This is a genomic window from Ancylobacter rudongensis (assembly GCF_900100155.1).
Lineage (GTDB): Bacteria > Pseudomonadota > Alphaproteobacteria > Rhizobiales > Xanthobacteraceae > Ancylobacter > Ancylobacter rudongensis.
Genome location: NZ_FMTP01000005.1, coordinates 344224 through 367326 on the forward strand (window position 1 = coordinate 344224; position 23103 = coordinate 367326).

At 68.1% G+C, this 23103-nt stretch carries 19 protein-coding genes and 1 tRNA gene; 13 read left to right on the forward strand and 7 right to left on the reverse strand.

The annotated features are described in order from the left end of the window. Positions 1-117: 117 nt before the first annotated feature. Positions 118-4854: a glutamate synthase large subunit gene (gene gltB, locus BLO63_RS14995; protein ID WP_425284337.1), complete on the reverse strand. Its 4737-nt coding sequence runs from the start codon at positions 4852-4854 to the stop codon at positions 118-120. A gap of 410 nt (positions 4855-5264) precedes the next feature. Between gltB and BLO63_RS15000 the strand changes: the two genes are divergently transcribed. Then, positions 5265-6254 carry a hypothetical protein gene (locus tag BLO63_RS15000; RefSeq protein ID WP_091442042.1) on the forward strand — a complete coding sequence of 330 codons (990 nt, stop codon included), beginning with the start codon at positions 5265-5267 and terminating at the stop codon, positions 6252-6254. A gap of 197 nt (positions 6255-6451) precedes the next feature. Here BLO63_RS15000 and BLO63_RS15005 read toward each other — a convergent pair whose 3' ends face one another. Further along, a complete protein-coding gene (locus BLO63_RS15005; RefSeq protein WP_091442044.1) occupies positions 6452-6922 on the reverse strand; it encodes an Hsp20 family protein in 471 nt (156 codons plus the stop codon). A 268-nt stretch (positions 6923-7190) separates the two neighbouring features. Here BLO63_RS15005 and BLO63_RS15010 point away from each other — a divergent pair, with 268 nt between their 5' ends. After that, entirely contained in the window at positions 7191-7574 is a 384-nt protein-coding gene (locus BLO63_RS15010; protein ID WP_091442047.1) for a hypothetical protein, read from the forward strand. A 92-nt stretch (positions 7575-7666) separates the two neighbouring features. Next, on the forward strand, positions 7667-8626 hold the full coding sequence (locus tag BLO63_RS15015) for an alpha/beta fold hydrolase (protein WP_091442050.1): 960 nt from the start codon (positions 7667-7669) through the stop codon (positions 8624-8626). 21 nt (positions 8627-8647) lie between these two features. Here the strand turns inward: BLO63_RS15015 and hisN are convergent, their stop codons facing one another. Both hisN and BLO63_RS15025 read right to left on the reverse strand, forming a co-directional pair. Continuing rightward, a complete protein-coding gene (gene hisN, locus BLO63_RS15020; RefSeq protein ID WP_091442052.1) occupies positions 8648-9433 on the reverse strand; it encodes a histidinol-phosphatase in 786 nt (261 codons plus the stop codon). 1665 nt (positions 9434-11098) lie between these two features. Further along, positions 11099-11980 (reverse strand): N-formylglutamate amidohydrolase, encoded by an 882-nt coding sequence (locus BLO63_RS15025; RefSeq protein WP_091442054.1) that lies wholly within the window; start codon positions 11978-11980, stop codon positions 11099-11101. A gap of 263 nt (positions 11981-12243) precedes the next feature. Here BLO63_RS15025 and cpdR point away from each other — a divergent pair, with 263 nt between their 5' ends. Then, positions 12244-12603 (forward strand): cell cycle two-component system response regulator CpdR, encoded by a 360-nt coding sequence (cpdR, locus tag BLO63_RS15030; RefSeq protein ID WP_091442056.1) that lies wholly within the window; start codon positions 12244-12246, stop codon positions 12601-12603. Between the two features lie 135 nt (positions 12604-12738). Beyond that, positions 12739-12813: transfer RNA gene (locus tag BLO63_RS15035), tRNA-Val, on the forward strand. Positions 12814-12885: 72 nt separating this feature from the next. Here BLO63_RS15035 and BLO63_RS15040 read toward each other — a convergent pair. After that, positions 12886-13146, reverse strand: coding sequence for a hypothetical protein (locus tag BLO63_RS15040; RefSeq protein ID WP_091442059.1), 261 nt, complete (start codon positions 13144-13146; stop codon positions 12886-12888). Positions 13147-13328: 182 nt separating this feature from the next. Here BLO63_RS15040 and BLO63_RS15045 point away from each other — a divergent pair, with 182 nt between their 5' ends. After that, positions 13329-13607 (forward strand): hypothetical protein, encoded by a 279-nt coding sequence (locus BLO63_RS15045; RefSeq protein ID WP_244517887.1) that lies wholly within the window; start codon positions 13329-13331, stop codon positions 13605-13607. A 79-nt stretch (positions 13608-13686) separates the two neighbouring features. On the opposite strand, the gene BLO63_RS15050 is transcribed toward BLO63_RS15045, so the two are convergent. Beyond that, entirely contained in the window at positions 13687-14412 is a 726-nt protein-coding gene (locus tag BLO63_RS15050; protein WP_091442064.1) for a histidine phosphatase family protein, read from the reverse strand. Positions 14413-14546: 134 nt separating this feature from the next. On the opposite strand from BLO63_RS15050, the gene BLO63_RS15055 reads away from it, so the two are divergent. Next, complete coding sequence (locus tag BLO63_RS15055; RefSeq protein ID WP_091442067.1) at positions 14547-16394, forward strand: M3 family oligoendopeptidase; 1848 nt, start codon at positions 14547-14549, stop codon at positions 16392-16394. Between the two features lie 54 nt (positions 16395-16448). On the opposite strand, the gene BLO63_RS15060 is transcribed toward BLO63_RS15055, so the two are convergent. Next, positions 16449-17288: a helix-turn-helix domain-containing protein gene (locus BLO63_RS15060; RefSeq protein WP_091442069.1), complete on the reverse strand. Its 840-nt coding sequence runs from the start codon at positions 17286-17288 to the stop codon at positions 16449-16451. An 86-nt stretch (positions 17289-17374) separates the two neighbouring features. Between BLO63_RS15060 and BLO63_RS15065 the strand changes: the two genes are divergently transcribed. The 6 genes from BLO63_RS15065 to BLO63_RS15090 form a co-directional block, all read left to right on the forward strand. Next, complete coding sequence (locus BLO63_RS15065; RefSeq protein WP_091442072.1) at positions 17375-18400, forward strand: MBL fold metallo-hydrolase; 1026 nt, start codon at positions 17375-17377, stop codon at positions 18398-18400. A gap of 255 nt (positions 18401-18655) precedes the next feature. Then, positions 18656-19606, forward strand: a complete 951-nt coding sequence (locus BLO63_RS15070; protein ID WP_091442073.1) for a heme-dependent oxidative N-demethylase family protein — start codon at positions 18656-18658, stop codon at positions 19604-19606. A 30-nt stretch (positions 19607-19636) separates the two neighbouring features. Then, complete coding sequence (locus BLO63_RS15075; protein WP_091442076.1) at positions 19637-20134, forward strand: DUF6790 family protein; 498 nt, start codon at positions 19637-19639, stop codon at positions 20132-20134. 72 nt (positions 20135-20206) lie between these two features. Then, positions 20207-21571, forward strand: a complete 1365-nt coding sequence (locus BLO63_RS15080; protein ID WP_091442077.1) for an ABC1 kinase family protein — start codon at positions 20207-20209, stop codon at positions 21569-21571. A gap of 88 nt (positions 21572-21659) precedes the next feature. Beyond that, positions 21660-21953, forward strand: a complete 294-nt coding sequence (locus tag BLO63_RS15085) for an aa3-type cytochrome c oxidase subunit IV (RefSeq protein WP_091442080.1) — start codon at positions 21660-21662, stop codon at positions 21951-21953. Between the two features lie 8 nt (positions 21954-21961). Then, the coding region (locus BLO63_RS15090; protein ID WP_091442132.1) for a Re/Si-specific NAD(P)(+) transhydrogenase subunit alpha at positions 21962-23103 on the forward strand (1142 nt) is incomplete at its 3' end.

Sequence of the window (23103 nt, forward strand, 5' to 3'; positions counted from 1 at the left end):
GGCCGTCAGGCCCTGTCCGGGATCGGATGCCGCATCCGTCTGCGGGCGATCCCGGTTCGTCGGCCGCGCCAGCGGCCGGGATGACGAAGGAAGGGGCGGGAGGACGACCTGAGGGGCCTATTCGGCCGCCTGCAAGCCGCGCATTTTCTCCATTTCGCGCAGCGCCCGCTGATATTCGACGGGCATCACCTTGACGAACTTGCCGCGATAGCTCGCCCAGTTGTCGAGGATGGTCTGCGCCCGCTGCGAGCCGGTGTAGTGCAGGTGCTTGGCGATCAGCTGGTGCAGCCGCTCCTCATCGTGGTGGCCCATATCCGCCATGATGTCGATGCGGCCCTTGAACTCCAGGTCGCCGCCATGGTGGTGCAGGCGCTCCAGCAGGTCCTCTTCCTCTTCCACCGGCTCCAGGTCGACCATTGAGAGGTTGCAGCGCTTCTTGAAGGTGCCGTCCTCGTCGAGCACATAGGCGACGCCGCCGGACATGCCGGCCGCAAAGTTGCGCCCGGTCTGGCCGATGACGACGACGATGCCGCCGGTCATGTACTCGCAGCCATGGTCGCCCGTGCCCTCGACCACCGCGATGGCGCCGGAATTGCGCACCGCGAAGCGCTCGCCGGCGACGCCGTGGAAGTAGCACTCGCCCGAGGTGGCGCCGTACATCACGGTGTTGCCGACGATGATCGACTCCTCGGGCACGATGGCGCTGTCCTTGGCCGGCTGCACCACGATGCGGCCGCCGGAAAGGCCCTTGCCGACATAGTCATTGGCCTCGCCCACCAGCGTCATCGAGATGCCGGTGGCCAGGAAGGCACCGAAGGCCTGCCCGGCGGTGCCGGTCAGGTGGATGTCGATCGTGTCTTCCGGCAGGCCGGTGTCGCCATAGCGCTTGGCCACCTCGCCCGAGAGCATGGCGCCGACCGAGCGGTTGATGCTCTTGATCGGGCTGTGGATCACCACCTTCTCGCCGCTCTCCAGCGCCGGCATCGCCTGCGCGATCAGGGTGCGGTCGAGCACATGCTGGATCGGGTGGTTCTGCCGCTCGGTATGGTAGATCGCGACCTCGGGGCCGACCTCGGGCTTGGCGAAGATGCGGCTGAAGTCGAGCCCCTTGGCCTTCCAGTGCTCGATCGCCTCGCGCTGGTCGAGCCAGTCGGAGTTGCCGATCAGCTCGTTGAAGCTGCGCACGCCCATCGAGGCCATCAGCTCGCGCACTTCCTCGGCGACGAAGAAGAAGTAGTTGATGACATGCTCGGGCGTGCCCTTGAAGCGCTTGCGCAGCACCGGGTCCTGGGTGGCGACGCCCACGGGGCAGGTGTTGAGGTGGCACTTGCGCATCATGATGCAGCCGGCCGCGATCAGCGGCGCGGTGGAGAAGGCGAAGTCGTCGGCGCCGAGCAGGGCGCCGATCACAACGTCGCGCCCGGTGCGCAGGCCGCCATCGACCTGCAGCGCGATGCGCCCGCGCAGATTGTTCAGCACCAGCGTCTGGTGCGCCTCGGCAAGGCCGATCTCCCAGGGGGAGCCGGCATGCTTGATGGCGGTGAGCGGGGAAGCGCCCGTGCCGCCCTCGAAGCCGGAGACGGTGATGTGGTCGGCGCGCGCCTTGGCGACGCCGGCCGCGACCGTGCCCACGCCCACCTCGGACACCAGCTTGACCGAGATATCGGCTTCCGGGTTGACGTTCTTCAGATCGTAGATGAGCTGCGCCAGATCCTCGATCGAGTAGATGTCATGGTGCGGCGGCGGTGAGATCAGGCCGACACCCGGGGTGGAGTGGCGCACCTTGGCGATGACCGCGTCCACCTTGTGGCCGGGCAGCTGGCCGCCTTCGCCGGGCTTGGCACCCTGCGCCATCTTGATCTGGATCATGTCGGCATTGACGAGGTAGTCCGCCGTCACGCCGAAGCGGCCGGAGGCGACCTGCTTGATCGCCGAGCGCATCGAATCGCCGTTCGGCAGCGGCTTGAAGCGCGTGGCCTCCTCGCCGCCCTCGCCGGTGTTCGACTTGCCGCCGATCCGGTTCATGGCGATGGCGAGCGTCGAATGCGCCTCGCGCGAGATCGAGCCGAACGACATGGCGCCGGTGACGAAGCGCTTGACGATTTCGGCCACCGGCTCGACCTCGTCGAGCGGCACCGGGGCGCGGCCGAGCTCCTCCGCCTCGCGGATGCGGAACAGCGAGCGGATGTTCAGCGTCTTGGCGCCGGCCTCGTTCACCAGCTGGGCGAAGTGGCGGTACTTGTCCTGCGCATTGCCGCGCACCGCGTGCTGCAGCACCGCGACCGTCTCGGGGTCCCAGGCATGCTCCTCGCCGCGCAGGCGGAAGGCGTAGTCGCCGCCGACATCCAGCGAAGTGCGGTAGATCGGCGCGTCGCCAAAGGCGTCGCGATGGCGCATGGCGGTCTCTTCGGCGATCTCGTTCAGGCCGATGCCGCCGATGGAGGAGGCGGTGCCGAAGAAATAGCGGTCGACGACCTCCTGGTTGAGGCCGACCGCATCGAAGATCTGCGCGCCGCAATAGGACTGGTAGGTCGAGATGCCCATCTTCGACATGACCTTGAGCAGGCCCTTGTCGATCGACTTGATGAAGCGCTTGACGATCTCGTCCTCGGACACCTCCTCGGGGATGTCGACGCGCATGTCGATCATCGTCTCGAAGGCGAGATAGGGGTTGATCGCTTCGGCGCCATAGCCGGCGAGGCAGGCGAAGTGGTGCACCTCGCGCGCTTCGCCGGTTTCGACCACCAGGCCGACTGAGGTGCGCAGGCCCTTGCGGATCAGGTGATGATGCACCGCCGCCGTCGCCAGCAGCGAGGGGATCGGGATACGGTCCGGCCCGACGAGACGGTCGGAGAGGATGATGATGTTGTAGCCGCCATGCACCGCCGCTTCGGCGCGCTCGCACAGCCGCTCGACGGCATCGCCCATGCCCGCCGCGCCCTTGTCGGCGGGGTAGGTCATGTCGAGCGTGCGGGTGTCGAAGCGTTCCTCCATGAAGCCGATGGAGCGGATCTTCTCCAGGTCTTCATTGGTCAGGATCGGCTGGCGCACTTCCAGCCGCTTGCGGCGGGAATTGCCTTCGAGGTCGAAGATGTTCGGCCGCGGCCCGATGAAGGAGACGAGGCTCATCACCAGCTCTTCGCGGATCGGGTCGATCGGCGGGTTCGTCACCTGGGCGAAGTTCTGCTTGAAATAGCTGAACAGCGCCTTCGACTTCTTCGACAGCGGCGAGATGGGCGTGTCGGTGCCCATGGAGCCGACCGCCTCCTGGCCCGTGGTCGCCATCGGCGCCATGAGCATCTTCAGGTCTTCCTGGGTGTAGCCGAAGGCCTGCTGGCGATCGAGCAGCGAGACGTCGGTGCGCACCTCGCGCGCCTCGACCGAGCGCAGCTCCTCCAGCACCAGCTGGGTGCGCTGGAGCCATTCCTTGTAGGGGTGGGCCTGGGCGAGGGCGGTCTTCACCTCCTCGTCAGGCACGAGGCGGCCCTCTTCAAGGTCGACCAGCAGCATGCGGCCGGGCTGCAGCCGCCACTTGGTGACGATCTCGCTCTCGGGGAAGGTGAGCACGCCCATTTCCGAGGCGAGCACGATCTTGTCGTCGGTCGTCACCATGTAGCGCGCCGGCCGCAGGCCGTTGCGGTCCAGCATGGCGACGATCTGGCGCCCGTCAGTGGCGACGATGGCGGCGGGGCCGTCCCACGGCTCCATCATCGCGGCGTGGTATTCGTAGAAGGCGCGGCGTTCCTCGTTCATCAGCGGGTTGCCGGCCCAGGCTTCGGGCACCAGCATCATCGCCGCATGCGGCAGCTCGTAGCCGCCCTGGATGAGGAATTCGAGCGCGTTGTCGAAGCACGCCGTGTCCGACTGGCCCTCATAGGAGATCGGCCAGAGCTTGGAGATGTCGTTGCCGAACAGCTCGCTGTCGACGGAAGCCTGGCGGGCCGCCATCCAGTTCACATTGCCGCGCAGCGTGTTGATCTCGCCGTTGTGCGCCACCATCCGGTAGGGATGGGCGAGCGACCAGGCCGGGAAGGTGTTGGTCGAGAAACGCTGATGGACGAGGGCCACCGCGCTCTCGAATTCCGGGTCGTGCAGGTCGGCATAATAGGCGCCGAGCTGGTCGGCGTTGAACATGCCCTTGTAGACCAGCGTCCGGCAGGACAGCGACACGACATAATAGCCCGCCGTGCGCGGGTCCTTGGCGGAATAGATCGCGTTCGAGATCACCTTGCGCAGCACGAACAGCCGGCGCTCGAAATCGTCCTCGCTGGCCACGGCCTCGCCACGGCCGACGAACACCTGGAAGTGCTTGGGCTCGGTCGGCAGCACGGTGTGGCCGAGCGAGGAATTGTCGGTCGGCACCTCGCGCCAGCCGAGCAGCACCTGGCCTTCTTCCGCCACCACCCGCTCCATGGTGGCGCGGATGATCTCGTGGCCTTCGGTGTCGTGCGGCATGAAGACGTGGCCGACGGCGTAGTGGCCGGGCTCCGGCAGCGTGAAGCCGAGCTTGGCCGCTTCCTTGACGAAGAACCGGTGCGGCAGCTGCACCAGCATGCCGGCGCCGTCGCCGGCGCGCGGATCGGCACCCACCGCGCCGCGATGCTCAAGATTCAGCAGGATCTTCAGGCCGTCCTGAACGATCTGGTGCGACTTGCGGCCCTTGATGTCGGCGATGAAGCCGACGCCACAGGAATCCTTCTCGTTGCGCGGGTCATACAGACCCTGCGCCACGGGCAGGCCCGGGTCGATGTGGGAAATGGTTTTGGTGGCACGGTCCGCCGTGGCCGGACGAACCGAACCCTCGCCGATCGCGCGCGCGGCAAAGCCGCCCATTTCCTCTGTCATTCCCGTCACTCCCTCAAGGGTCGCCTTAACGTCGGCGCCGACACGTATGGACCTCGCGGGGCGCTCTCCCGCAAGGCCGGCTCGCTCACCGAACGACGCTAGCAGCCTTCGTGCCATGCCCTCGAAGGGCAGGCGCATCCGAATTATAGGACAGCATGACTGCCCTATCAACCGCGAAGATGCCAGAATTGGCGTCCGGGCACAAGCACCGCGCGCGACAAGACCGACGCGATTTTTCACGCTTCTTGCGAAGCACGCGCGTCGGGCGCAAGGAACGGTAAGGCTCCCGGGCCTCGCGCGCAACGCCATTGCGCCTGTCGGTCGCAACCGCGCCCCTCGCCGAGGGGTCCCGAAGGTCTTGCCCGCGCCGTATTTCGGGGTTCCGTTGGGGCCGTTGCCAACCCGCTTCGGAGATGTCCATGCCGATGCCCCGCACGCCGACCGCCGCCGCGCCCACGGCCCGGGTGCCGACTGCGCGCGTGCGACGACGGCTCGCATCGGTCGCCGTGCCTGTTCTGGCCGGGTTTAGTGCCCTCGCCAGCCTGCCGGCGCAGGCGCAGGTGTATTTCCGCCCCTATGGCGGCGTCTATGTCGAGCGCTATTACGAGCCGCCGCCGGCCTATTACCCGCCGCCGCCCACCTATTATCCGCCGCCGCCCCCGGTCTATGCGCCACCGCCGGCCTATGGCGCGCCGGGGCGCCTGCCGCTGGCCGATGTCGCTCCGCTGCTGCGCTCCATGGGCATGACCGGCATCGGCCGCGCGCGTGTCGACGGCCCGACCTATGTTGTCGATGCCACCGCGCGCTCGGGGGCGCGCATGCGCGTGCGTATCGATGCTTATAGTGGCGAGGTGATCGCCATGCACCCGATCGGCCAGGCGCCGGTGGCCACCCCGTCGGCGCCGCGTGCGCCATCCGTGCGTCAGGCGATGCCGGAGAGTGCGCCGCTGCCGCCGGCTCGCCCGCCGGAACTCGCCGCCATTCCCGCGCCGGAGCCCTCGGCCGAGGCGCTGGGCGCCGCCACGCCGCCCGCCGCCCCGGAAGGGGGGCCGGCGGAGGCGGAGGCAACGGCACCGACGCCCGCGCCGGCCGAATCAGCGGCGCCTGCCGCCCCGGCGCCATCGGGCGCGGTGCGGATAATCCCGGGCACCCCGGTCCCGCCCAATGCCATGCCGTCGGGCACGACGTCTTCCGCCACGCCGTCTTCGGGCGCCGCGCCCGGCGGCACCCCGCGGCAGGACGGGGCCACCGCAGCGCCGCCCGTCGCGCCGCCCGCCGTCGCGCCGCCGCTGGCGAGCAGCGGCACGGGCACCGGCGTCGGCACCGGCAGCACCACCCCGGCCGGCACCGCCTCGGTCTATGCCCGCGGCGCCCCGGCCAAGCCAGAGCCGGAGCCGACCGAGGAATAGCCGCGGCCGTCAGGACCGGACGACCCGCCGAAAAGAGAAGAGCGCCCCGGTGGTCCGCCGGGGCGCTCTTTTTACGTTTGGATGGGGCCGGGAGAGGCGGGGGAGGGGCCTTCACCCGGCCGGGTGTGTCCAGCGAGCCGTCGCCAGTGAGCCTTGCAGAGGCGGGGGCGGTCATCCCACCCGCCTCGGGGCGTGGCTCACGCGGCCGCGCTGGTCCGCGCCTCGATCACGCGCGGCGTGGTGCCGCCGGCCGAGATCGGGATGGTGCGGGGCTTCATCGCCTCGGGAATCTCGCGCACCAGCTCCACATGCAGCAGGCCATTGGCCAAGCTGGCGCCGCGCACTTCGACATGGTCGGCCAGCTGGAAGCGGCGCTCGAAGGCGCGGGCGGCGATGCCCTGGTAGAGCACGTCGGCGTTCTTGCCGGCCTCGACCTTGCGGTCGCCGCGAATGGACAGGCTGTTCTCCTTCACCTCGATCGACAGGTCGTCCTCGGTGAAGCCGGCGACGGCGACGGTGATGCGATAGGCATTCTCGCCCGTGCGCTCGATATTGTAGGGCGGGTAGGTGGCGCCGGTATCGACGCTATTGACCTGATCGAGCAGCGAGAACAGGCGATCAAAGCCGACGGTCGAACGGTGCAGGGGGGTAAGATCAAACGTACGCATGGCATATCCTCACAGTAAGCGACATGCAGAAGGGTCCTCTCGACTGAGCCGAACCCGGTTCACGTACCGCCTTCTGGCCGGTACAAGATCGAGATAGGAAGGGCTTTTCGGCGCGCAAGAGGCGGCGCAGCAAATCACGCGGGCCGGCTTGGCGCCGGATGAACGGGAGATGAACGACAGATGAACGGCCCGCTCGGGCGGCATTCAGTGCCGGGTCCGTAGAGGTCTGAGGTTCGATACTCGCCAATTCGAAGGACGGTGTGGAGGCATGGCGCGGGCATCGACGGTGCTGGTCGTCGCAGTGGGACTGCTGCTCGGAACGCTTCCTCTCCCTGTGCCGGGGGGGATGCAGGCGCTCGCCCAGAATTACCGCCCCCCGCCCGGCCCCTATGCGCCGAGCCCCGGCCCTTATGCCCCTTATGACGCGCCGCCGGCGCGCGGGCGGGCGAGCGGCCCGGTCGATGCCGACGCGGCGGTGCGGATGCTCAGCGGGCGCGGCTTCTCGAATATTTCGGTGATCCGCCGGCGCGGCGCCACCATCCTGCTGGAAGCCAACGGCCCGCGCGGCGAGCGCGTGCAGGTGGTGGTGGACGGGGCGTCCGGCGCCATCAGCGGGATGAAGGTGATCGGCTTCGGCGACAAGCGCTACTGACGGCGCGTTTCGGCGCCTTGCGCCCTTTTGCGCGTTTGCCGCGCGGGCGGGCTCGGCTATAAGCCGCAGGGGCGAAACCAGCGCGCGGCCACATGCACTCCGATCCCGTTCTCTACAGCACCCGGGACAACCCCGTGCCGGAAGGCGCCGTGTGCGGCGTCGTCACCGCGTCCGACGGAATCCGGCTGCGCGTCGCCCGCTGGAAGCCGGAGGGCGGCGGCCTTTATGGCACGGTCTGCGTCTTTCCCGGCCGGACCGAGAAGATCGAGAAATATTTCGAGACGGTGCGCGACCTGCTGGAGCGGGGCTTCGCGGTGGCCGCGCTCGACTGGCGCGGGCAGGGCGGCTCGCAGCGGCTGCTGGCCAACCCGATGAAGGGCCATATCAAGGACTTCGCCGACTACCAGCTGGACCTTGAGGCACTGCTGGCACAGGCCGTGCTGCCCGACATGCCGGGCCCCTGCTTCGCCCTTGCTCATTCGATGGGCGCCTCGATCCTGCTCGACCATGCGCGACGGGGCGGCACCTCCTTCGAGCGCATGTTCCTGGTCGCGCCGATGCTCGACCTATCGCTGCTCAAGCACGACGTCGCCGCGCGGCGGCTGGCGCGCACGCTGTCCTTTGTCGGCCTGTCGCGGGCCTATGTGCCGACCCGCAAGGTGCGGCCGCTGCACGAGGTGCATTTCGACGGCAACCGCCTGACCTCGGACGCCGCCCGCTTCGCCCGCAACCTGACCATTTCGATGGAGCACCCCCAACTCGATGTCGGCCCGCCGACCATCGGCTGGGTGAAGGCCGCTTTCGACCTGATGGAGACGCTGGCCGAGCCGGCGGCGGCGCGGGCGATCCGCCAGCCGCTGCTGATGGTCGGCGCCGGCGCCGACAAGATCGTCTCCACGCCGAGCATCGAGCATCTCGGCACGCGGCTCATCGCGGGGGCGCACATCATCATTCCGGGGGCCCGGCATGAATTGCTGCAGGAGCGCGACCTGTTCCGCGAGCCGCTGCTGGCCGCCTTCGACGCCTTCATCCCCGGCAGCGCGGCGGCCTGACCCGCCGCGCCGGCGGCCGGGTCAGCCCCGGTTGAGCACGCTCAGCGCCTCGTCATGCAGCCGGCGGTCGCCGGAGGCGACGACGCGCCCGCCCGAGAGATCCGAGCCGCCTTCCCAATTGGTGACGATGCCGCCCGCCCCGGTCACGATCGGCGAGAGCGGCAGGATGTCAAAATCGTTGAGATTGGTCTCGATGACGAGATCGACATGGCCGGCCGCCAGCATGCAATAGGCATAGCAGTCGCCGCCATAGCGCGGCAGGCGCACGCGCTTCTCCACCTGTTCATAGAGAGCGCGGTTGGCCTCTTCCATCAGCAGCGGGCTGGTGGTCATCATGACCGCCTCGCCAAGGCCGCCGCAGCTGCGGACATTGAGGCGTCGGTCGCCGGCCGGCCCGCGGTAGCGCGCCTGCGCGCCGTCGCCGGTGAAGCGCTCGCGGATGAAGGGTTGGTGCATCATGCCAAAGACCGGCTCGCCCTGCCGGCAGAGGCCGATCAGCGTTCCCCAGGCCGGCATGCCGCTGATGAACGACTTGGTGCCGTCGATCGGGTCGAGCACCCAGACATAATCGGCGTCCATGCCCTCGTCGGGAAATTCCTCGCCGCGCACGCCATGGCTGGGAAAGGTGCGGCGGATGAGGGCGCGCATCGCCTGCTCGGCGGCGCGGTCGGCGGCGGTCACCGGATCGAACACCGCGCCACGGCTCTTGTCCTCGACGCCCAGCGCGGTGCGGAAGAAGGGGAGGATGGCCTGGCCGGACACGGTGGCGAGCTCGTCGACGAAAATCTCGAAGTCCACCGCACCCATCGGCCCTGTCCTGTCGCTTGCACTGCGGCGCCTGTCGCCCGCCGTCTCCAGTCCTATCGACAGGCGGCGGGGACGGCAATCGCCCGCGCGAGGGGGCGTGCGCCGGGCTGGCACGGGCAGGCCTGCGCCGGCTGAAGGGCGCACCTCAGAAATGCCCCGCGTTAAGCGCATGGCTGCCATTCCGGCACGGTCAAGAAATGGGCAATTCAGCCGTTGCACCCGTCAGGTGAACCTGCCATATTATTGCAGCGCGGTAGAGCGATTGGCGTCGCCTTACCGCCGCCCTTCTTGGGCGTTTCCTCCCTAGACTTGGGCCGCTCCGGCAACGTGAGCGGCCCCTTTCTTTTCTGCAACCCTCTGACATTTAACGTCTTTTACTCTCGGGCGCTGAGCGCGCGCCGGGCCGGAGAGCTGTGCCGCCGCGCCAGAACGCCGTCGCCGTCCGTTGCGGGCGGGGTGTTTGTGCCTTTTGGCACCAAGCGCGCCGGACGCGCGATTGTCATCATTTGAACGCCTGCGACCAATTGCCAGTTTCGTTTCTTTCGTTTGGCGGTTGTCATCCCAGCGTCGCGGGGTTATTGATATTGCGTTGCGGCGGCGTGATTGGCGTCACGCTGCCGCCGCCCTTCTTGGGCGTTTCCTCCCTAGACTTGGGCCGCTTGCGCACTGCGTAAGCGGCCTCTTTCTTTTCGGGACCGCGCGTGTCGCGCCCGAAAGCGCGGTGTGAGGGAAAACCGTGTCCGCCTACGCTTCCTCAGCTCGCCTGCCGCCTCATGCCCGGGCTTGACCCGGGCACCCAGAAGGAATCCGCGTCTCAGAGACCGGGGCGTCCCACCATCCCGCCCGAGAGTCCGCCGCGCTCGCCTCGTCTGGTCCCCGGTCGCGCGGGGATGAGGGGGGGGCTGGGTGGAACGTGCGGAGGGCGGCGGTCGAGGGGCAGGGCAGATGGGGCTGCCGCCGATCAAGCCCGGGCAGGCAGTGTGGGGATGTTGCGGGTCGAAACCGGGGAGGGCAACATAGGGAGCCACCGCGACCGAAGTCCGGGCGGTGAGCGGGTGGGGCGCATCCCAACCGCCGACAGGCCCCCAAAACGGAAGCGGGCGCTGACGCGCCGCGACCCCCCCGGTCAGCCCGTCAACGCCCGTCAGGGCGACCCGCGCTCCTGAAAAGTACTTACATACCGCCGGATGCGGCAATAATGCCACACCGAACCCGTTACCGTATTTGGTATGCCAGAAACTGCCTCAGGGTGCCTTGATTATTCCGCAATGCACCTACATCTTGCTCTCGTACCCAGCGATTGGCGTCGCTGCGTACAGCCCTCCTTGGGCGTTTCCTCCCTAGACTTGGGCCGCTTGCGCACTGCGTAAGCGGCCTCTTTCTTTTGCGCCGGACGAAGACGCCTGCCGTGGCTTTGCCATCTTGCGGTCGTCCCGTTGCGGTTCCGTGGGGCTCGATAAGAGCCCGCCAGCCATTTCGGCTGACAATTCCCTCCGCCTTTCAGGCAGCTTTGACCGAACAATCGGTAGTGGAATTTCGCCCCGGAACCGAGCGTGCAGAATTGGTATAGCTCGCATGTTTAAAATGCAAGGCTCTTGCTGAGGTTTTTTACATCACCCCATCAAAAATCTGCGCGATCCTACCTAAGTCGATGAAAAACAAGTCTTATTCGGCCGCGGCGCGCAGCGGGGCGAGGTCGAGATGCGGCACGTCGGCCAGCGCCAGGGCGACCTCCAGCAGGTCGTTCTGCACGATTTCGAAATTTTCCGAGGGTTGATACGTCGCTTCGCGCATGTAGAGGGCGCGGTTGATTTCGATCTGAACGGCGTGCATTCCGGACGCCGGGTTGCCGTAATGCTCGGTGATGAAGCCGCCGGCATAGGGCTTGTTGCGCACCACCGAGTAGCCCCGCCGCCGCAGCTCGGCTTCAATGGTATCGGTGATGATTCCGGCGCAGCTCGTGCCGTAGCGATCGCCCAGCACCATGTCGATGCGCGCATCGCGCTGGCAGCCGGACGGCATCGAGTGGCAATCCACCAGCACCGCCACGCCGAAGCTGCGCTGCATCTGCACCATCAACTGCCGCAGCGAGCGGTGATAGGGCTTGTAGAGCGATTCGATGCGGGCAATAGCCTCGTCCACCGGAATGCGGCGGCCATAAATCTCCTGCGCCTCGCCGACGATGCGGGCAATGGTGCCGAGCCCGCCGGCCACCCGCATCGAGCGGGTATTGGCATAGGCCGGCAGCCGCCCGTCGAACATGCGCGGGTCGAGCTCATAGGGCTCGCGATTCACGTCGAGATAGCAGCGCGGAAAATGCGCCCGCATGAACCCCATGCCGAAGCGCGTCACCTGGGCGAACAGCTCGTCGACGAAACTGTCCTCGGAGCGGCGCAGCATCGGGAGTTCGAGCCGCGACTGGCTGACGAAATCGCGGGGATAGACCACGCCGCTATGGGGCGAATTGAACAGGAACGGGGCGCGAAGCGAAGCCGGCTGCACGATCTCGAAGGCGGGGTCGATCTCGTCGGCGATGACGGCCATCATTCCTCAATCCGCTTCCGGCGCCGCCGCGCGCGGGCCTGATCGTGTCTAACATGACGTTCCGCAAGGCGGAATGCGGCGGCGGGGCGGGCGGGGCGGTTTTTGTGCACACGTCCGCGCGAGGCCGCTGGTGCGGGAGCGGAGCGGCGTTCACGATGTGCTAAGGGGCGCTGGAGTACCCAAGGAGAACGTGCATGCGGCGGGCCTGCGCGCGTCGGCCTGCCCGACGCCGATCTCGCCGCCTCAAGACAATCAGGATGCCCGGGATGCTCAAGATCCTGCTCGCCGAAGACGACAATGACATGCGCCGCTTTCTGGTGAAAGCGCTGCAGAACGCAGGCTACGAGGTCGTGGACTTCGACAATGGCCGCTCGGCCTATGACCGGCTGCGCGAGGAGCCGTTCGAACTGCTGCTCACCGACATCGTGATGCCTGAAATGGACGGCATCGAGCTCGCCCGCCGCGCCACCGATCTCGACCCCGATATCAAGGTGATGTTCATCACCGGCTTCGCGGCGGTGGCGCTCAATGCCGACAGCCAGGCGCCGAAGGATGCCAAGGTGCTCTCCAAGCCCTTCCATCTGCGCGATCTGGTCAACGAGGTCGGCAAGATGCTGGCGGCGTGAACCCGCCTGCCGCCGCGTGAAAACGCGGCGGGATCGGGCGCGGAAAGGCGGCGTCATCCACAGCCGCCATTCCGCGCTTGCACGGGCGCGGGCTTCTGGTTATAGGGGAGCCCCGCTCGCAAGAGACCACGGAATGGGCGCGTAGCTCAGCGGGAGAGCACCTCGTTGACATCGAGGGGGTCACAGGTTCAATCCCTGTCGCGCCCACCATTCCGTTCCCGGCCAATTTCAGTCCTACAGCACCCGTTTGGGCCCCCGGGCCGGCACGTCATGCGGCGCCTCTCACCCGGCCGGATCCGCCAGCAGCCCGTTCGACTCGCACCACCAGCGAAAGGCGTTCGCCGCCTCGATCAGGTCCTCGGCGAGGTGTGCGCCCTGCAGGCGGCGGATCATCCCCTCATAGTCGCCCTCCGGGTGCGGGTTCTTCTCGGCGAAGACCAGCGCCTCGTCCAGCGTGGCGATGAGCACCGGCTCGAAGTCGCCTGTCAGGCGCAGCGGCGGGGCAAACGCCGCCGGGGAGGTCGGGGGAGGGGAGATGACCATGGGCTTCACTCGGGTTGTCGACGCTAAACCGGGCGCCCTGCCAAAGGTTCCACACCGGCGCGAGGCGAGCAATAAACCGGCGGTAACAATTCATCCGCAGCGCCGTCCCGTGATGAACTGATGAACTATTTGCCACGTCGCGTGTTGTCTCGCCAGCAGATCGTTTTTTTCGGGAGGTCAACATGACGAAGACACGAGTGACGAGTTCGGTCGGCGTTGCAGCGCTGGTCGCCGCTGGCCTTGTTTTAGCGGCGGTTCCGGCCGGCGCCACCTCGGTCGGCCCGCGCGACACGCCGCGCATCGGCGATACGGTGGACCGCAAGCAGGTGCGCGAGCACGACCAGGTCCGCAAGCAGCAGGTGCGCCAGACGCAGGGCCAGTCCAAGGAGCGCGCTTTCTTCGGCCCGCTCTATGAGGGCCGCGATTCGCCCTGGCAGCGCTTCAAGCGCGCCTTCGACTGACCATCGAGGCGAGCTGACCTTTAGACGTGCCGATCCCCTTAATGACCTGACTTAAAGCGCCCCTTGCCGGGCGCTTTTTTTAGCTGCAGCCGCTGTTGGCCGGGCGCGCCTCCGGCTTGCCCCAGCCATTGGACGGCAAATTGGCATAGGGCTCGGCGAAATACTGGCGCACCACCTCGAACCGGCTCGGCACCGTGTCCTGTGGCCGGTCATAGGTGAGGATCCAGAAGAAATTATAGTTGCTGTCTGGCCAGGTGGTGGGCACCCCGCCTTTCACGCCCTTGATCTTGTCGAGATGCAGCAGCTGGCGCAGCGTCACCTCCTCGCCGGCGAATTCCTGCTCCAGCGCGGCGCTGGCGATGTGGAAATGCTCCCACACCATCACCACCGTCTTTCCATGCCAGCGCGGATTCTCCAGCAGGTCGCGCGCCACGTCGCGGTTCACCACGTTCAGCTTGGCATTGAAATAGCGGTTGTTGTGGATCGGAATGTAGCCGATCGGCGGCGCGATCAGCTTCATGTCCCAGGCGCGGGCGATCGGGCGGGCGGTTTCCACCGTATGCAGGGTCATGGCCATAATGGCGGCCGGCGGGTCGTCCTTGATCAGGCTCATCGGGCTGGTGGGGCTGAGATACTGCGCCGCCAGCGCCTGCGCCCGCTCCTTGCCGAGGCCGCACAGGTCGAGCGCCGTGTGTTTCTCGCCATGGCGCACGATCACGATGCGCTGCGGCGCCGCCTGCGCCAGCGTCGTGCCGAGCACCGCCAGCGCGGTGATTGAAACCAGAAGCCGGAGCCGCGACATCATCTTTTTTCTCCCTCGCGCGTTGCCCGTCAGACAATGCCGGGCGTTTCCGATCCTGCCAATCGTCTCGGCGCCAGTTGATAGCGCGCCAGCGCGCACGATATCACTGCCACCTTGCCTTACCCGCCGGAGTGAACATGCAGCGCCGTTCCGATGATTTCGCCTTCGCGCCCCGCTCGCCGGAGGCTGCCGCCGCCAGCTTCGGCCATCTCCCGCAATGGGACCTGTCGGACCTCTACCCGGCGATCGATTCCCCCGAGCTGCGGGCGGATCTGGAGGCGGTGGCCGCCCGCTCGGCCGAGTTCGAGGAGGCCTATAAGGGCAAGCTCGCCGCCGTGCTCGACGGCGACGATGCCGGCGGGCAGATGGCGGATATCGTCGCCCGCTACGAGGCGATCGAGGATCTGCTCGGCCGGCTCTATTCCTTCGCCGGCCTCGTCTATTCCGTCGACACCACCGATCCCGTCCGCGCCAAATTCTATGGCGACGTGCAGGAAAAGCTCACCGACGCGTCGACCCATCTGCTGTTCTTCACCCTGGAGCTGAACCGGCTCGACGACGCGAAGATGGAAGCCGCCCTCGCCGTGCCGGCCTTCGCCCATTACCGGCCGTGGATCGAGGATGTGCGGGCGGAAAAGCCCTACCAGCTGGACGACCGCGTCGAGCAGCTGTTCCACGAGAAGGGCGTGACCGGTCGCGGCGCCTGGAACCGGCTGTTCGACGAGACCATCGCCGGGCTGCGCTTCGATGTCGGCGGCGAAATCCTGCCGCTGGAGCAGACGCTGAACTTCTTCGCCGAGCCGGAGGAGGAAAAGCGCAAGCAGGGCGCGCAGGCGCTGGCCAAGGTGTTCGGCGAGAATCTGCGCCTGTTCACCCTCATCACCAACACGCTGGCCAAGGACAAGGAAATCTCCGACCGCTGGCGCGGCTTCGAGGACATCGCCGATTCCCGTCACCTCGCCAACCGGGTCGAGCGCGAGGTGGTGGACGCGCTGGTCTCCTCCGTCCACGCCGCCTATCCGCGCCTCGCCCACCGCTACTACAAGCTGAAGGCCAAGTGGTTCGGCAAGGAGAGGCTGGAATATTGGGACCGCAACGCCCCGCTGCCGAAGGTGGAAACCCGCCCCATCGGCTGGGACGAGGCACGGGACACCGTGCTCGGCGCCTATTCCACCTTCTCCCCGCGCATGGCCGACATCGCCCGCGACTTCTTCGACAAGAGCTGGATCGACGCCGGCGTGCGCCCGGGCAAGGCCACAGGCGCCTTCGCCCACCCCACCGTGCCCTCCGCCCATCCCTATGTGCTGCTCAACTATATGGGCAAGCCGCGCGACGTGATGACGCTCGCCCATGAGCTGGGCCATGGCGTGCACCAGGTGCTGGCGGCGCCGAATGGCGCGCTGATGGCGCCGACCCCGCTCACCCTCGCCGAAACGGCGTCGGTGTTCGGCGAGATGCTCACCTTCCAGCGGCTGCTGGCGGCGGCGCCGAATGCGCGCGCCCGCAAGGCGATGCTGGCCTCGAAGGTCGAGGACATGATCAACACGGTGGTGCGCCAGATCGCCTTCTACACCTTCGAGCGCCGCATCCACACCGAGCGCAAGAATGGCGAGCTGACGGCGGAGAAGATCTGCGCCATCTGGATGGAGGTGCAGTCCGAGAGCCTGGGTGACGCCATCCATCTCGGGCCGGGCTATGAGAATTACTGGGTCTATATCGGCCACTTCATCCATTCGCCGTTCTATGTCTATGCCTATGCCTTCGGCGATTGCCTGGTGAATTCGCTCTACGCTGTCTACGAGAACGCCCAGGAAGGCTTCGCCGAGCGCTACCTCGCCATGCTGGCGGCCGGCGGCACCAAGCATCATTCGGAACTCTTGAAGCCCTTCGGCCTCGATGCGCGCGACCCCGCCTTCTGGCAGACGGGCCTCGGCCTCATCGAGCGGATGATCGCCGAGCTGGAGGCGATGGAAGACGAGGCGTGAGCCTCACCCGATCTGCCAATGTCCGCGCGCGGGTTCGCCCCGCGCCGGATTCGACTACACCGGCACGGCGGCCCGCCGCCGCGCCGGATCGCCCGACAGCCGCACGCCGCTGAGACTCCAGGACGGCGGCGCGCCGAAGGTGCGGCGGAAATCGCGGGTGAAATGCGCCTGGTCGCAGAACCCGGCCTCGTGCGCGGCGGCGGTCAGGCGGCTGCCGCCCGCCACCGCGGCGATCGCCAGGCGCATGCGCCGCCACGCCCGGTAGCGGCGATAGGGCACGCCGATCTCGCGCGTGAACAGATGCTGGAAATGATGGGCGGAAAGCCCGACCCGCGCGCAGGCCTGCGCCACGCCCGGCCAGTCATCCGCGCCGGGCTCCAGCGATGCGAGCACGCGGGCGATGCGCGGGTCGAGCGCGCGCCGGCTGTGCCGGCTGCCGAAGTCGAGCAGGTCGTCCAGCGCCTCGCCGGCCCAGTCGACGCTGGTCGCATCCTCCCAGAGCGCCCGCATCACGCCAGGGTCCGCGCCCGCGCCGAGCAGGGCCCCGTCGGTTTCCTCGCTGGCGGCGGTCAGCGCCGCCAGGCTGCCGGCCCCCGCCAGCGTCGGCTCGATATAGAGCACGCCGATCGGCTCGCCCCCCACATCCAGTTCGTGCGCCACGCCGGCCGGGATCATCGCCGTGCGCGCGCGCCGCCACGCCCCGCCGGAAAGCCGCAGGCCGAAGGTGCCGTAGAGCCCGGCGAGAAACACCGGCGCGCCGTGCTGGTGCGGGGCGTTATAGGTCAGCGGCCCGATGAAGCAGGTGCGCTGCGCATCAAGGTGCCAGAGCGGCCCGGCGGCCGTGCGCGGCGGGGCGGGCGGCGCACGTTCGTACAATCGCTCTGCCGGCGTCATGGCTAGCCTCCTCGCTTGCGCGTTCCGGCGCGCCAAGCAGTTGACCACCAAAAGGGCCCGCCGCGAAGCGGGCCGGGAGGAACGACATGAAAACCGTCCTTTTGCCCGCCGGCTGCGGCCGCCGCGACCTGTTGTCCCGCCGCGCACTGCTCACCGCAGCGGCCGGCCTTGTCGCCGCGCCGGCGCTCTTGCGCAGCGCTCCCGCCGATGCGGCGGCGCCGGAACTCGGACCCTCGACCCAGACTTTCCAGCGCGTTCGGCTCGGCGCTTTCGAGGTCACCAGCCTGCTCGACGCCAGCGCCATGATCGACGGGCCGTGGCCGATCGTCGGCGAAGATCGCCCGGCCGGCGAGGTCGAGGCGCTGATGCAGGCCAACCTCCTCCCCGCGAAGCGCTTCCGTCCCGGATTCTCGCCGACTTTGGTCAATACCGGCCGCGAGCTGGTGCTGTTCGACACCGGCAATGGCGCCAATGGCTTCGTCCCGCCCCCCGCCGGCGGCTGGCTGGTAAAATCCCTCGCTGCGGCCGGCTACACGCCGGAGCAGGTGGACGTGGTGGTGCTCACCCATGCCCATCCCGACCATATTGGCGGGCTGCTGTCGGGCGGGCAGCCGACCTTTCCGAAGGCGCGCTATGTCATCGGCGCGACGGAGTTCGATTTCTGGAAGAGCGACCGTCCGCTCGCCGCGCCGAAGGAGAGCAACGAATATGGCTCGGCCGTCATGTTCCGCTCGCATGTGCTGCCGCTCGCTGAGCGGATGAGCTTCCTCGCCGCCGATGGCGAGGTGGTGCCGGGTATCCGCGCGGTGGCGGCGCATGGCCACACGCCGGGGCATCTGGCGTTCCATGTCGAGAGCGAGGGCAAGCGCCTGCTGGTGTGGGGGGACTGCGCCCATCACGAAGTGGCCTCGCTGGCGCGGCCGGACTGGCACGCTTTGTTCGACCAGGACAAGCAGGCCGGGGCGGCGACCCGCCGGCGCATCTACGACATGGCCGCCACCGACCGCGTCGCCGTGGCCGCCTATCACACCTCCTTCCCCTCGCTCGGCTATGTCGAGCGCCGCGGCGAGGGCTATCGCTGGCTGCCGGTCACCTATCAGCTCGCGCTGTGAGATGTCGGGCGGGAGCGTCGGCCACGCTTTCGCGCGTGAGCCTCGCCCCCACCTGATCCGTCATCCCGGACGGCCGGAGGCCGATCCGGGATCGCGCGCCGGGGATGCCGATCCCGGCGCTGCGGCTTCGCCCCCGGCCGGAATGACGAGCGATCCGACCCCCACTGGCGAAAAGTTGGGCTGACGGAATGGCTGCACACGTTCTAAGCTGGGCGTGCGGGCCGCTTGTCCGCGCTTCCAGCCGAGCACGCCCCGATGAACATCGCCGCCCCGCCGCACGCCACTGACGCCGGTCAACCCGGCGCCACCCCCTTCGCCCACACCCCCTATGACGGCTCGCGTAAGGCGTTTTCCGTCGGCCTCGCCCCGCTGGACCTTGCCGAATGGATCGAGCCCGATGTGAAGCTGGCGGCCACCTTGGCAGAGCGCGCGGCGCTGATCCGCGACAAGCGCGACGTGGTGGTGCGGGAGGAGGCAGGCACGCGGCAGGCCCAGCGCGAGGTGCTGGAGCTGGTCGTCGCCCATGTCACCACCCGCTTTCCCGACCAGTACCGGCTGGAGGGGCGCCGGATCACCGTGCTGCCCACCGGCCTAAGCTTCGACCTCGACGATGACAGCGAAGCGCCGCTCGTCATCGCCGGTCAGCTCATCTCCGACGATCTGGTGCTGCTGCGCCAGAGCGAGGGCGGCTACCGGCTCGTCGCCGCCGTGCTGTGCTTTCCCTCCGCCTGGTCGCTGGCGGAAAAGTTCGGCCAGTCGCTGGACCAGCTGCATCAGGCGGTGCCGGGCTATGAGAGCAAGCTCGCCCGGGTGATGAACCGCATCTTCGACAATCTGAAGGTCGAGCAGCCGGTCTGGCGGGTGAACTGGTCGATCTATCCCGACGACGAGCTGCACCATCCCGAATCGAAGGAGCGCCCGCGCCACTGGTTCGAGGACCCGGCCCATCTCGCCCCCGAGGCCTTCGTGCGGGTGGAGCGGCAGACGCTGCGGCGCCTGCCGGAAAGCGGCGACATGCTGTTCACCATCCGCATCCATGTCGACCCGTTCCTCGCCTTCCGCCGTCACCCGGAAGGCAGCGCGCTCGCCGCCTCGCTGCGCGAGCAGATCCTCGGCCTCGACGCCGACCAGCTCGCCTATAAGGGCTTGACCGACCATCGCGACGCGGTGGCCGCCGCGCTGGAGCGGATCGCGTCCGGCGGGTAGAGTGGTCCGGAGACGTGGGGGGAGAGGGCGATGGTTTTCTGGTTTCCGTTGATCACCTGGGCGCTGGCTGTTGGCGTCGCTGTGCTGATGTCGTGGCGCGGGCCGCACCCGTTCTCGCTCGCCGTGCTGGTCGACCAGCTGCTGCGCTACATCCTCGTCTTCCCGGTCGGGCTGATGGGGCTGTGGGCCTTCATGGGGCATGTGTTCTTTCCCGCCCAGGCGGCGGCCTCGATTGGCTGGGCGCCGAGCCCGTTCCAGCTGGAAGTCGGCATGGCCAATCTCGGCATCGGCATCGCCGGGCTGATCGGCGCCTTTCTCGGCTCGCCCGGCTACCGCGCGGCGGTGGGCATCGTGGCGCTCGGCTTTCTCGGCGGCGCCGGCATCGGCCATGCCATCCAGATCGAGGAGACCGGCAATCTCGCGGCGGGCAATGCCGGGCCGATCTTCTACACCGATTTCCTCACCCCGCTTGCCGTGCTCGGCCTCTTGCTGATCCAGCGCGTGCTTGGCCCCGTACCGCAGAGGTGATGATCAGGCGGCGTGCGACGGGTTGCGCGCGGCCCGGTATGCCCTAACTGAGGGGCAACGTATGAGGTTGCCTTGACCGACCCCGATTCCCCCGACCGCGAAGCCAACCGCTTTTCCGCCCGTGCCCTGCGCTATGCCCGCGTCGGCACCAGTGTCGGCGGGGTCGCTGCCCGCATGGCCGGCACCAGGCTGTTCGGCAATAGCGGGACGCAGGGCGACGCCGCGGCGCTGGCCGCCGCGCTGGGCGGGCTGAAGGGCCCGATCATGAAGGTCGCCCAGCTGATGGCGACCATCCCCGACGCGCTGCCGCCGGAATACGCCAAGGAACTCGCCACCCTGCAGAACCAGGCGCCGCCGATGGGCTGGGCCTTCGTCAAGCGCCGGATGATGGCGGAGCTGGGCCCGGACTGGATGGCGCGCTTCCTCTCCTTCGACAAGGAGCCCGCCGCCGCCGCCTCGCTCGGCCAGGTCCACCGTGCCCGCGCGCTGGATGGCACGGCGCTGGCGGTGAAGCTGCAATATCCCGACATGCAGTCGGCGGTGGAGGCGGACCTGCAGCAGCTCGGCCTGCTGCTGTCCATCCACCGCCGCATGGACCCGGCGATCGACACGACAGAGATCGCCGAGGAAATCGGTGCCCGGGTGCGCGAGGAACTCGACTACAAGCGCGAGGCCGCCCATGCCGGGCTCTACGCCGCGATGCTGGCACAGGCGCCGATGGTGCGGGTGCCGCGCGTCCATCCCGACCTCTCCACCGGCCGGCTGCTGACGCTGGACTGGCTGGAAGGGCGCCGTCTGCTCGATTTCGTCGACCATTCGCTTGATGAGCGCAACGCCATCGCCCGTGCCATGTTCGCCGCCTGGTGGCGGCCCTTCTCCCGCTTCGGCGTCATCCATGGCGACCCGCATCTGGGCAATTACACCGTGTTCGAGGAGGCGGGGCAGCCGGCGGGGATCAACCTGCTCGACTATGGCTGCATCCGCATCTTCCCGCCCAGCTTCGTCGGCGGCGTGGTCGATCTCTATCGCGGCCTGCAGCAGGGCGATGACGCCCGCATCGTCCATGCCTATGAGACCTGGGGTTTTCGCGGCCTCACCCGCGAACTGATCGACGTACTCAACATCTGGGCCCGCTTCATCTATGGCCCGCTGCTCGATGACCGCGTCCGCACCATCGCCGACGGCGTGGCGCCGGGCGAATATGGCCGGCGCGAGGCCTTCACCGTGCATCGCGCGCTGAAAGAGCAGGGCCCGGTACGGGTGCCGCGCGAATTCGTCTTCATGGACCGCGCCGCCATCGGCCTTGGCGGGGTGTTTTTGCACCTCAAGGCGGAGCTGAACTTCCACGCTCTGTTCGAGGAGGCGATCGCCGATTTCTCCACCGAGAGCGTGGCGGCGCGTCAAGGCGCCGCGCTGGCGGAGGCCGGACTGCGCTGACCTGCCCCGGCGCGCGCCGTTGCCGGAAACGGCGTCTTCCGCTAAAGCGGAGCATCGCGCGCTCATTATTCTTTGGGAGGGGGTCGACATGGCCGATCACGGAGTGACCGAATACGCCAAGGCGGACGGCAACGACTATGCCGAGCACCGCGGCACATATCACTTCTTCACCAAGATGACCCTGGTCAGCACGTTGGCCCTCTGCAGCTTCATGGTGTCCTTCGCCATTGGCGGCGCCAACGGGCACTGGGGCATCTTCACCATCGGCACGCTCGCCTCGATCGCGACCTGCGCCATCGGTCTCGCCTCGGAGGATGGCAAGCCCAAGCTGCAGTTCGCCCTGCTTGGCGTTCTGGTGCTTGCCCTGATCATCACGTCCTGAGAGCAGTTATGCGTATCGCAATTGTCAAAGAGAGCTCTGCTTCGGAGCCACGGGTTGCCGCGTCCGCCGACACGGTAAAGCGCTATGTCGGCTTAGGGGCGACGGTTGTTGTGGCTTCCGGGGCGGGGGTGGCGTCGGGGGTTGGTGACGGGGAGTATGAGGGCGCGGGGGCGACTGTGGTGGCGGATAACGCCGCGGCGGTGGCGGGGGCGGATATCGTGCTTGGCGTGCGCCGGCCGGAGGCGTCGGCGCTGAAGGGCATCAACCCCGGCGCGCTTGTCATCGCCATCGCCGACCCGCATGGCCATGAGGCGGCGCTCACCGAGATCGCCGGCACCGGCGCCTCGCTGTTCGCGATGGAGCTGATGCCGCGCATCACACGGGCGCAGGTGATGGACGTGCTGTCCTCTCAGGCGAACCTGGCCGGCTACCGCGCGGTGGTCGACGCGGCGGCCGAGTTCGGCCGGGCCTTCCCGATGATGATGACGGCGGCCGGCACCGTGCCGGCGGCGCGGGTGTTCGTGATGGGGGCGGGCGTGGCCGGCCTGCAGGCGATCGCCACGGCGCGGCGCCTCGGCGCGGTGGTCTCGGCCACCGATGTGCGCCCGGCGGCGAAGGAGCAGGTGGAATCCCTCGGCGCCAAGTTCATCGCGGTGGAGGACGAGGAGTTCAAGCAGGCGGAAACCGCGGGCGGCTACGCCAAGGCGATGTCGGCGGAGTACCAGGCCAAGCAGGCGGCGCTGACGGCGGCGCATATCGCCAAGCAGGACATCGTCATCACCACGGCGCTGATCCCCGGCCGGCCGGCGCCCAAGCTCGTTTCCGCCGACATGGTGGCGGCGATGAAGCCGGGCTCGATCCTGATCGACCTCGCGGTGGAGCGCGGCGGCAATGTCGAGGGCGCGGTGCCGGGCGAGGTCGCGACCACGGCGAACGGGGTCAAGATCGTCGGCCATCTCAACGTGCCGGGCCGGCTGGCGGCGACCGCCTCGCAGCTCTACGCCAAGAACCTCTACGCCTTCGTCGAGACGCTGATCGACAAGGGCAGCAAGGCGCTTGCCGTGAAGTGGGACGACGAGCTGGTGAAGGCGACGCTGCTGACCAAGGACGGGGCGGTGGTGCATCCGGGCTTCGCGCCGGCGGCGCCGGC

Excerpts from the sequence above, each read along its gene's own strand:
- BLO63_RS15000 (WP_091442042.1), top strand. The coding sequence starts at position 5,265 with ATGCCGATGCCCCGCACGCCGACCGCCGCCGCGCCCACGGCCCGGGTG.
- BLO63_RS15005 (WP_091442044.1), bottom strand. The coding sequence starts at position 6,922 with ATGCGTACGTTTGATCTTACCCCCCTGCACCGTTCGACCGTCGGCTTT.
- BLO63_RS15010 (WP_091442047.1), top strand. The coding sequence starts at position 7,191 with ATGGCGCGGGCATCGACGGTGCTGGTCGTCGCAGTGGGACTGCTGCTC.
- BLO63_RS15015 (WP_091442050.1), top strand. The coding sequence starts at position 7,667 with ATGCACTCCGATCCCGTTCTCTACAGCACCCGGGACAACCCCGTGCCG.
- hisN (WP_091442052.1), bottom strand. The coding sequence starts at position 9,433 with ATGGGTGCGGTGGACTTCGAGATTTTCGTCGACGAGCTCGCCACCGTG.
- BLO63_RS15025 (WP_091442054.1), bottom strand. The coding sequence starts at position 11,980 with ATGATGGCCGTCATCGCCGACGAGATCGACCCCGCCTTCGAGATCGTG.
- cpdR (WP_091442056.1), top strand. The coding sequence starts at position 12,244 with ATGCTCAAGATCCTGCTCGCCGAAGACGACAATGACATGCGCCGCTTT.
- BLO63_RS15040 (WP_091442059.1), bottom strand. The coding sequence starts at position 13,146 with ATGGTCATCTCCCCTCCCCCGACCTCCCCGGCGGCGTTTGCCCCGCCG.
- BLO63_RS15045 (WP_244517887.1), top strand. The coding sequence starts at position 13,329 with ATGACGAAGACACGAGTGACGAGTTCGGTCGGCGTTGCAGCGCTGGTC.
- BLO63_RS15050 (WP_091442064.1), bottom strand. The coding sequence starts at position 14,412 with ATGATGTCGCGGCTCCGGCTTCTGGTTTCAATCACCGCGCTGGCGGTG.
- BLO63_RS15055 (WP_091442067.1), top strand. The coding sequence starts at position 14,547 with ATGCAGCGCCGTTCCGATGATTTCGCCTTCGCGCCCCGCTCGCCGGAG.
- BLO63_RS15060 (WP_091442069.1), bottom strand. The coding sequence starts at position 17,288 with ATGACGCCGGCAGAGCGATTGTACGAACGTGCGCCGCCCGCCCCGCCG.
- BLO63_RS15065 (WP_091442072.1), top strand. The coding sequence starts at position 17,375 with ATGAAAACCGTCCTTTTGCCCGCCGGCTGCGGCCGCCGCGACCTGTTG.
- BLO63_RS15070 (WP_091442073.1), top strand. The coding sequence starts at position 18,656 with ATGAACATCGCCGCCCCGCCGCACGCCACTGACGCCGGTCAACCCGGC.
- BLO63_RS15075 (WP_091442076.1), top strand. The coding sequence starts at position 19,637 with ATGGTTTTCTGGTTTCCGTTGATCACCTGGGCGCTGGCTGTTGGCGTC.
- BLO63_RS15085 (WP_091442080.1), top strand. The coding sequence starts at position 21,660 with ATGGCCGATCACGGAGTGACCGAATACGCCAAGGCGGACGGCAACGAC.